10 protein-coding genes are annotated in these 8,388 nt (G+C 32.6%); 1 reads left to right on the forward strand and 9 read right to left on the reverse strand.

Annotated features, from left to right (window positions below):
• Positions 1–123: 123 nt before the first annotated feature.
• The 8 genes from ABUA27_RS11055 to ABUA27_RS11090 form a co-directional block, all read right to left on the reverse strand.
• Entirely contained in the window at positions 124–270 is a 147-nt protein-coding gene (locus tag ABUA27_RS11055) for a hypothetical protein (RefSeq protein ID WP_349820719.1), read from the reverse strand.
• The gene (locus tag ABUA27_RS11060) at positions 242–412 is read right to left on the reverse strand and encodes a hypothetical protein (RefSeq protein WP_349820720.1); all 171 of its coding nucleotides are present in this window, start codon (positions 410–412) and stop codon (positions 242–244) included. Before ABUA27_RS11060 ends, ABUA27_RS11055 begins: the two co-directional genes overlap by 29 nt.
• Before the next feature lie 159 nt (positions 413–571).
• Positions 572–1,993, reverse strand: a complete 1,422-nt coding sequence (gene purF, locus ABUA27_RS11065; RefSeq protein ID WP_349820721.1) for an amidophosphoribosyltransferase — start codon at positions 1,991–1,993, stop codon at positions 572–574.
• A 14-nt stretch (positions 1,994–2,007) separates the two neighbouring features.
• Positions 2,008–3,717, reverse strand: coding sequence for a GNAT family N-acetyltransferase (locus tag ABUA27_RS11070; protein ID WP_349820722.1), 1,710 nt, complete (start codon positions 3,715–3,717; stop codon positions 2,008–2,010).
• Position 3,718: 1 nt separating this feature from the next.
• The gene (locus tag ABUA27_RS11075) at positions 3,719–4,942 is read right to left on the reverse strand and encodes an ATP-binding protein (protein WP_349820723.1); all 1,224 of its coding nucleotides are present in this window, start codon (positions 4,940–4,942) and stop codon (positions 3,719–3,721) included.
• Between the two features lie 18 nt (positions 4,943–4,960).
• Positions 4,961–6,325, reverse strand: a complete 1,365-nt coding sequence (locus ABUA27_RS11080) for a PFL family protein (RefSeq protein ID WP_129981402.1) — start codon at positions 6,323–6,325, stop codon at positions 4,961–4,963.
• Positions 6,326–6,337: 12 nt separating this feature from the next.
• Positions 6,338–6,610 carry an ACT domain-containing protein gene (locus ABUA27_RS11085; RefSeq protein WP_275055504.1) on the reverse strand — a complete coding sequence of 91 codons (273 nt, stop codon included), beginning with the start codon at positions 6,608–6,610 and terminating at the stop codon, positions 6,338–6,340.
• A 172-nt stretch (positions 6,611–6,782) separates the two neighbouring features.
• Positions 6,783–7,100 carry a PTS sugar transporter subunit IIB gene (locus ABUA27_RS11090; RefSeq protein WP_055234226.1) on the reverse strand — a complete coding sequence of 106 codons (318 nt, stop codon included), beginning with the start codon at positions 7,098–7,100 and terminating at the stop codon, positions 6,783–6,785.
• A gap of 150 nt (positions 7,101–7,250) precedes the next feature.
• Here ABUA27_RS11090 and ABUA27_RS11095 point away from each other — a divergent pair, with 150 nt between their 5' ends.
• Entirely contained in the window at positions 7,251–7,790 is a 540-nt protein-coding gene (locus ABUA27_RS11095; protein WP_349820724.1) for a YfcE family phosphodiesterase, read from the forward strand.
• Between the two features lie 33 nt (positions 7,791–7,823).
• Here ABUA27_RS11095 and ABUA27_RS11100 read toward each other — a convergent pair whose 3' ends face one another.
• A complete protein-coding gene (locus tag ABUA27_RS11100; RefSeq protein ID WP_006506644.1) occupies positions 7,824–8,150 on the reverse strand; it encodes a helix-turn-helix domain-containing protein in 327 nt (108 codons plus the stop codon).
• Positions 8,151–8,388 lie beyond the last annotated feature (238 nt).

Genomic DNA, 8,388 nt, shown 5'->3' on the forward strand with positions numbered 1-8,388 from the left:
AAGACAATATAAGAATGTAGGAAAACCTACATTCTTATATTGTCCTAAACCTACATTTTTATATTGACTTTTGCAGAGGGGACTAATAAAAAATCCCCTTCTATTAAAAAGGGGAGGAATAAACTAGATATATAAAGGTTCATCGTTTTTGAGTACTTGTTTATTATTTGTTTTCGCAATATAGAATACTTCACTTGTTTCTGCTTTATAATAAATATCTAAAGTAAGAATTGAAGTCTTCTTATAACCAAGTTCTACAAGGATGATCAATAACCATTTTTTCAATATCATCTAAAGATACATCATGATAGTTATACTGTACCTGAAGATTCATCTTAACAGGTTTATAAGTAGTCTTAGCAGTTGTTTTCTTAGTTACAGTTTCTTTCTTTACTGTAGTAGTCTTTTTCATAATGGAGATCCTCCTTTGATACTCTAATTATTACTATTATTATAGCACACTCATTTTACAATTCAAACGTAACAGATATAGTCAAAAATTTACATAATATATATTATGCGAAGTATTATATATAAGAAAGAAACTCCCAATGAAGGGAGTTTTATAGTACTATTTTTCGTCTTTATTAGCACGATCGATAGAATCATATAACTTAGTGACATAATTACCACTAAAGCAAGAGATACATAAATCACGGTTTCCATCCATATCATGCTTAACAGATTTCTTTAATCCTTCCATTGAAATAAATGCTAATGAATCAGCTTCAATGAATTGACATAATTCTTCTACATTCATACGATGTGAGATTAATTCTTCTAGTGTAGAAATATCTACACCATAGAAACATGGGAACTTAATGGCTGGAGAAGCAATTCTAACATGTACTTCTGTAGCTCCTGCTTCTTTTAATAATCTTACAATACGTTTAGAAGTTGTACCTCTTACGATAGAGTCATCAATCATGATAACTCTCTTACCTTTTACAATAGAAGATACAGCTGAAAGTTTCATTCTTACCCCACGTTCACGCATTTCCTGTGTTGGCTGGATAAATGTTCTACCTACATACTTATTTTTGATAAGCCCCATTTCATAAGGAATACCAGATGCTTCAGAATAACCAATAGCAGCTGAAATAGAACTATCAGGTACACCAATAACTAAATCTGCTTCTACTGGTGCTTCTTCAAATAAAGTCTTACCACAAGTCTTACGTGCTGTATGAACATTAATACCATCTAAATTACTATCAGGTCTAGAGAAGTAAATATATTCCATTGCACATAGCTTATTGCAGATAGGTAAAGTTTCAGTATACTTCTTAGATTTAATAATACCATCTTTTACACGGATGATTTCACCTGGTTCTACATCTCTTACATATTCTGCTCCGGCAATATCTAAAGCACATGTTTCAGATGAGAACATATAACCTCCACTTGGAAGTCTACCCATAGATAAAGGTCTTAAACCATATCTATCTCTTGCAACATAAAGAGCATCTTCTACTAAAATTACAAATGCGAATGCTCCATCAATCTTTTCTAATGATTTACAGATACGATCTACAAATCGTCCTGTTTCTCTCTTAATTAAATGACCAAGAACCTCAGTATCACTTGTCGAATTGAAGATAGATCCATTTTCTTCGAGTTCCTTCTTTAATAAGTTAGCATTTACAATATTACCATTATGGGCAATACCCATCATACCATCGAGAGTACGGAATAAGAATGGCTGAACATTCATGATTCCTCCCCCACCTGCAGTTGAATAGCGGACATGTCCAATAGCTGCATTACCTGATAATTTTTCAATTTTTTCTTTATTAAATACTTCACTGACTAAGCCTTCTCCCTTATGGATGTTAAGCTTTCTACTTTTATTGCGGACAACAATACCTGCAGCCTCCTGTCCACGATGTTGTAAAGAATGTAAGCCATAATATGTTAATTGAGCAGCATTGTCATCTCCCCATATAGCAACAACTCCACATTCTTCATGTAATTCATCATGATTCTTGATCATAATAGCCTCCCTGTTTAATAGATTTCATTGATATAGCGCTTCTCAAGAGGTGTATTATCCTCCTGATTACACATCATTGTGATCATATCTGTTTTTTCACCATGAATAGACGCCATGCAATCTGTTTCGATGCGAATGTCTTTATAGAAATAAACAGAAATCGTTTTGAGGATGTCATCTAAATATTCTTTATTGTATATAAATTCTGAAATATAGACAAACTTCCCCCTATCATTATAAATCATATATCCTTGTTGTCCATACTCATTTTTAAATGTTAGAACAGAATCGTTAAATGCAACACATCTAATTCTTAGATAATTATTAAAATAATCTTCATCACGCATTAAATAATGGTTGAAATTTGCGGTATAACGCATGTAATCATCATAGAGATGAGTTATATCCTGGGACAGGCAAATATTACTAGGAAGGCAATACTTAGCTTTATCAAGCTTATAAAGAATATGTCTATGAGATTCTTTAAAGCCAAAAGGCATATAAATTTCAGGATGATAAGCCTGTAAATAAATGCGTTTATCTTTATAAATATCTAAAACATGATTCATTAATAATTTCATGAATCCCTGTCCTTCATACTCTCTCCTTGTAGAAACTCCTAGAATAAAATAACTATCTTCGTAATCTTTTACTTTAAAAGGTACAATCTGTAAAGCAGAAATAATTTTGTCTTTAAAACGTACAACATATGTATTCTCTTTCTTATATCTATATTTGAAATAGAATTCAGTAGAGACTTCATCCTCATCCTCAAAACGGTCCATCCAGATTTCTTTGATTGTTTCAGTATCTTCATCTGTTGCCTGTGTAACGATGGCATCATTAATAAAGATACGTGTCTTTTCAACCATATGACAAGGATGCATACGTTCTTTAGAGATACGAAGATTTTCTATTCCCATATCTTCTTCTCTATTTACATATTTAAAATTCGCACATTCATGTTCTAAGAATTCTTTTCTTAAAGTCACATAAAGACCTCTAATAGTTTTATCAGCTTTTTCAATATGAATCTGGATTGTTTCATGCTTTAATGGAGAACCAATCATAAAAGCCTTTAATTCATTATTAATAAAGATGCCACCTATCTTAATAGGTAATTGATCCTGGGTAGAAAGAAGATACATAATTCCATATGCTTCAGAAGTTAAGGATTCACTCTGTTCATGCTCTTCGCTTTCCCATTTTAATAGATTATTGAAAATCATAGGCATATCATCATCCGCATTCAATGTACGATATTCATAATTAGGATATTGTGAAATGAAGTTATGATAATTGTTTCTCATCTTCTGCATCTTCTTACCTGATAATGTAATTAATTTTTCTTTATCATATACATAATCATCTAAATCTCTTGTATGCTCATAAACAAACTGTCCAGGACATACCTTCTTTATTTTTTCTACAAAAGATGGAATAGCACAATCAATCATAAAAGGAAACTTATTTTCCTTTGCATAATTCATCATGTATTCAACAGCTTCTTTGTAGTATTCGCAAGACGCAAAGGGCATCGCAAAAAAGCGATGTCCTTTACAGTTATGTAACATGATGCAGAAGTGATCATGAATCTCATATTCAATATGATATTCATGATTCCACATCATCATAGTCACGAAATTTGAGTTATAGCCTTCATAATTGGCTTTATCTAAATAAGGTAAAACAGTATTTAAATCAGATAATTTTAAGGGTTTCATTTTATTTTCCAAGCATCATATGTATAAATTGTTTAGCTACACGCCCAGAATAGCCTCCGTTTCTTAATTCCCATTCCATAGCTAAACGATGGAGTTCATTACGATCAATATCTAAATGATACTGATCTGCAAGTCCATCTACTATATCAAGATAGTGCTGCTTATCTGGATGAACATAAAGAATCTGGACACCAAAACGGGCAACAAGTGATAGCTTTTCCTGTTTAGCATCATTGACATTTACTTCATTGTCATCTCTTTCGCCCCAAGTTTCCTTAATTAAATGTCTACGGTTACTTGTGGCATAAATAAGGACATTATCAGGTTTCTTTTCTAGTCCGCCTTCAATGACTGCTTTGAGATATTTATATTCGGTTTCATATTCTTCAAAAGATAAATCATCCATGAAGATAATGAACTTATAATTACGGTTCTGTAATTCTCCAATAATTTCTGGAAGATGGATAAATTGATGCTTATACACTTCAACCATTCTTAAACCGTCCTTGTAATAACGATTTAATATAGCTTTGATACTTGATGATTTACCAGTTCCATTATCGCCATACAATAAGACATTATTTGCTTTCTTGCCATTAATAAATGCTTCTGTATTCGCAATTAGACGATCCTTTTGACGTTCATAGCCTATGAGCTGTTCAAGTGTATTATCTTCTATATGATTGATAGAAACGATATTGCCATCTACATATCTAAAAGCCTTATTTAAACCGTATTTACCAACACCATACTTGTGATAATGATTATAGAGGATGTTATAGAAATCTTCAACAGATGTGCTTTGTGCAAGATTACTTTGTAGTTCACTGAAGACTTCATAAATCTCTTTGTTAATAATTGGCTTAGAATGTGAACAATGGAAGAAAATCTCTCTATTTAGTCCTTCTAGATCATCAAATGAAGAGTGAAATAAATCATAGAAGTAAGTGAGATCTCTTAATACAAGTGCTTTTAATGTATCATCAACATCTACAACACGTTCTAGTGAAAGCGAGAAGGCATTTTCATGCATTGCAAGCAAATGAGTAAGTAAGCTTTGCATCAAGTGATCATGAAGATCATATTTTTCAGCAACCTGTAAGAATTTCGCAATAAAATCATGCTGAATTGCTTTATTGTCTAATTGGTCAACATTCTTTAATAGGAAAAGAACATCTTCATCATCTGTTAACTGATAATATACTGTTAAATCATTTAAATACATAAATAACCCCTTCTTTCATTAGTTTTTGAAGCTATGAATAGGAGCTGGAATACGTCCACCACGGTTCACAAATTCATCACAAGAGAATGAATTCACTGGCATGATTGGGGCATAACCTAATAAACCACCAAATTCAACTGTATCTCCTACATCCTTACCAATAACTGGAATAAGTCTTACTGCAGTTGTTTTCTGGTTGATCATACCAATAGCCATTTCATCTGCGATAATACCAGAGATTGTTTCGGCTTTTGTATCACCTGGAATTGCAATCATATCTAGACCTACTGAACAAACACAAGTCATTGCTTCTAGCTTTTCTAAAGTTAAAGATCCTGCATTGACTGCATCAATCATACCCTGGTCTTCACTGACTGGAATAAAGGCACCTGACAAACCACCTACATAAGATGAAGCCATAACGCCACCCTTTTTCACCTGGTCATTTAAGATAGCAAGTGCTGCAGTAGTACCTGGAGCCCCTACTCTTTCAAGACCCATGCTCTGTAAACAATCGGCAATAGAATCACCAATAGCTGGTGTAGGTGCTAAAGATAAGTCAATAATACCAAAAGGAATACCTAATGCTTCAGATGCTTCTAAAGCAACTAACTGACCTACACGAGTGATCTTAAATGCAGTTTTCTTGATGATTTCGCATAATTCACCAAAGTCTTTACCTTTTGCGTTCTTAATTGCTTTATGCATAACACCAGGACCACTGACACCAACATTAATAATGGCGTCTGATTCACTCATACCATGGAATGCACCAGCCATAAATGGGTTATCATCTGGGGCATTACAGAAGATAACAAGCTTTGCACAGCCAATAGACTCAATATCCTTAGTAGCATATGCAGTCTTTTTCACAATCTGTCCAAGTAATGCGACAGCATCCATATTAATACCAGTCTTAGTAGAACCAACATTAACACTTGAACATACAAATTCAGTTTCCTTCATAGCCTGTGGAATAGACTCAATAAGCATACGTTCTGCTTTAGTCATACCTTTAGAAACAATGGCAGTATAACCACCAATAAAGTTAATACCTAATTCCTTTGCACACTTATCTAGTGTTTTTGCAATCTGTACATAGTCTTCGGGCTTCTTGCAGGCTGAAGATCCGATTGTTGCAATAGGCGTAACTGAGATACGCTTATTCACAATAGGAATACCATATTTTTTTTCAATAGACTGTCCTACAGGTACAAGATTTCTTGCAGTAGACATGATTTTGTTGTAAATATTGTCACAAAGAACATCTAAAGAAGAATCAATACATTCAAATAAGCTAATACCGATTGTAATAGTTCTTACATCTAGATTTTCCTGCTCAATCATTTTATTTGTTTCAATAACTTCAAACTGATTAATCATCTATACATCTCCTTATAATCTATGCATCATATTAAAGATTTCTTCATGCTGAATTTTAATATCAACACCAATTTCTTTACCTAAAGCAGCAAGTTCATCTGCTAAGTCATTAAATGCTTTGCTAGAAGCATCATGATTGACAATCATCATCATATTGAAATAACCTTGTACAATAGTCTGAGAGATATCTAAAATATTTACATCATTCTCAGCAAGATAAGTACATACCTTTGCGATAATACCTACCTGGTCCTTTCCAACTACAGTAATAATACCTTTTTTCACAGTCGAATCCTCCGTTTTCATAAATTTTTAAACATTATAGCAAAACTAAGTAAAAAGATAAATAAAAAGTGTAAAAATATGCTTAGACTAAATAATAGCCTTTAAAAGTAATTTTAATTGATTGTAATATCAAAAAAAGAGAAGGAATGATTCCTTCTCTCTTATGTTTATGTTATTCACCTAATAATTTAAGAGCAGTAGCAAGAACAGCCTTACCGTTCATAGTTCCGTAATCTCTCATATCGATAACGTCAACAGGGATAGCACCAGCTTTTCTTGAAGCAGCTAATTTTTCGATTGCAGCTTTCTGGAATCTAACCTGTGGGCCAAGTAAGATACAGTCAACTTCTTCTAGCACTCTAGGTGCATCAGAGAATGGTAAAGCGAAGATTTTTGCTTCAACTCCCTGTTCCTTAGCTGCGGCTTCCATTTTAGTTACTAATAAGCTAGTAGACATACCTGCAGAACATACTAATAAAATTGTTTTCATTGTCATTACTCCTTTTCTAATTTCTGTATTAATTATACTAATTTTTAGCCATGATGTAAACACTTACCCAAAAGTTTTTTTTAGCATAATACAAAAAATGATATTCAAAAGGCTATAAATTTAATTTATAATATTTTAGAGGTGGTTAAAATGAAGATATTAGTCGTAAGCGATTCGCATATGTATAACGATATATTAGAAAATATCACAAATAAATGGAAAAACAAGGTGGATTTATTGGTACATTGTGGAGATTCCTCTCTCCTTCCAGATGATCCATTACTTAAAGATTATGATATAGTTGTACATGGAAATCATGACGAAGAAGTCTTTCCTCACTATGTAGTTTACAAAGATATATTTGTGACCCATGGTAATGATTATCATGTCTATACAGGCTATGATGAACTTATACAAGCATGTAAAGAAAATCATTGCACGATATGTTTTCATGGACATACACATGTGCCTACGATTCAGATTCATGAAGGAATCACTTTTGTGAATCCAGGTAGTGCTATGATCAATCGAGGAAACTATGGTTATGGAACATATGCTATTGTGGAGACAGAACCATTTAATGTCATCTATTATGATAGTCTAGATCATCATATCTGTAACCAGGAAGTTCTTGAAGAAGGTATGGTATTACTTGATGACTTCAAAAAGATTGTAAAGACTATGAAATAAGGGAGATAGCGAACTATCTCCCTTTAAAAAATACTATTTTTCTTCTAATCTTTTTCTCTTATATTCAATGATGAACATGACTTCCTTTAGATCTTCATCTGGTAATTCAGATAATAATCTAGCAATATTCGCAATATTATAGTAGTCATATTTCTTGCCACTCATGATTTCTTCAACACTACGTCCATATAAGCGTGAAAGAACTTTTAATTCCCCTACTGTTACATCTCTTTTACCATTTTCAATATCTGAAATTGCAGAATGAGGTACATTAAGATGTGCAGCAACTTCTTTTTGTGTTAAGTTCTTAAAAGTTCTATAAGTTTTTAGACGTTTAGCGAGATCCATATCTAATGCCATAAGTTTACCTCCCCATTTCTATCTGGGGTTTATTATAACACAAAAAAATAAAGGTGGCAATTTAGGAATTATGAAAAATATAGATTTTATCTAAAATGTTATTTGAAATATCCTACTACATAAGGCTTCTTTAAATCACTTTTTTTCCCTTTAGAAGTACGTGGTAGTGTCAAAAATCTATATCACATAGCATAAATACACTACCCTCAATTTTATCTATATAAACAGTAAAATGATT

Origin of the sequence: Catenibacterium sp. RTP21428st1_D7_RTP21428_210409, assembly GCF_040227455.1 — a bacterium.
Taxonomy (GTDB): Bacteria; Bacillota_I; Bacilli_A; order Erysipelotrichales; family Coprobacillaceae; genus Catenibacterium; species Catenibacterium mitsuoka_A.

Bases quoted from the DNA above. Each gene is read 5' to 3' on its own strand.
- ABUA27_RS11060 (WP_349820720.1), bottom strand. From the start codon at position 412: ATGAAAAAGACTACTACAGTAAAGAAAGAAACTGTAACTAAGAAAACA.
- ABUA27_RS11090 (WP_055234226.1), bottom strand. From the start codon at position 7,100: ATGAAAACAATTTTATTAGTATGTTCTGCAGGTATGTCTACTAGCTTA.
- ABUA27_RS11100 (WP_006506644.1), bottom strand. From the start codon at position 8,150: ATGGCATTAGATATGGATCTCGCTAAACGTCTAAAAACTTATAGAACT.
- ABUA27_RS11070 (WP_349820722.1), bottom strand. From the start codon at position 3,717: ATGAAACCCTTAAAATTATCTGATTTAAATACTGTTTTACCTTATTTA.
- ABUA27_RS11075 (WP_349820723.1), bottom strand. From the start codon at position 4,942: ATGTATTTAAATGATTTAACAGTATATTATCAGTTAACAGATGATGAA.
- ABUA27_RS11080 (WP_129981402.1), bottom strand. From the start codon at position 6,325: ATGATTAATCAGTTTGAAGTTATTGAAACAAATAAAATGATTGAGCAG.
- ABUA27_RS11095 (WP_349820724.1), top strand. From the start codon at position 7,251: ATGAAGATATTAGTCGTAAGCGATTCGCATATGTATAACGATATATTA.
- purF (WP_349820721.1), bottom strand. From the start codon at position 1,993: ATGATCAAGAATCATGATGAATTACATGAAGAATGTGGAGTTGTTGCT.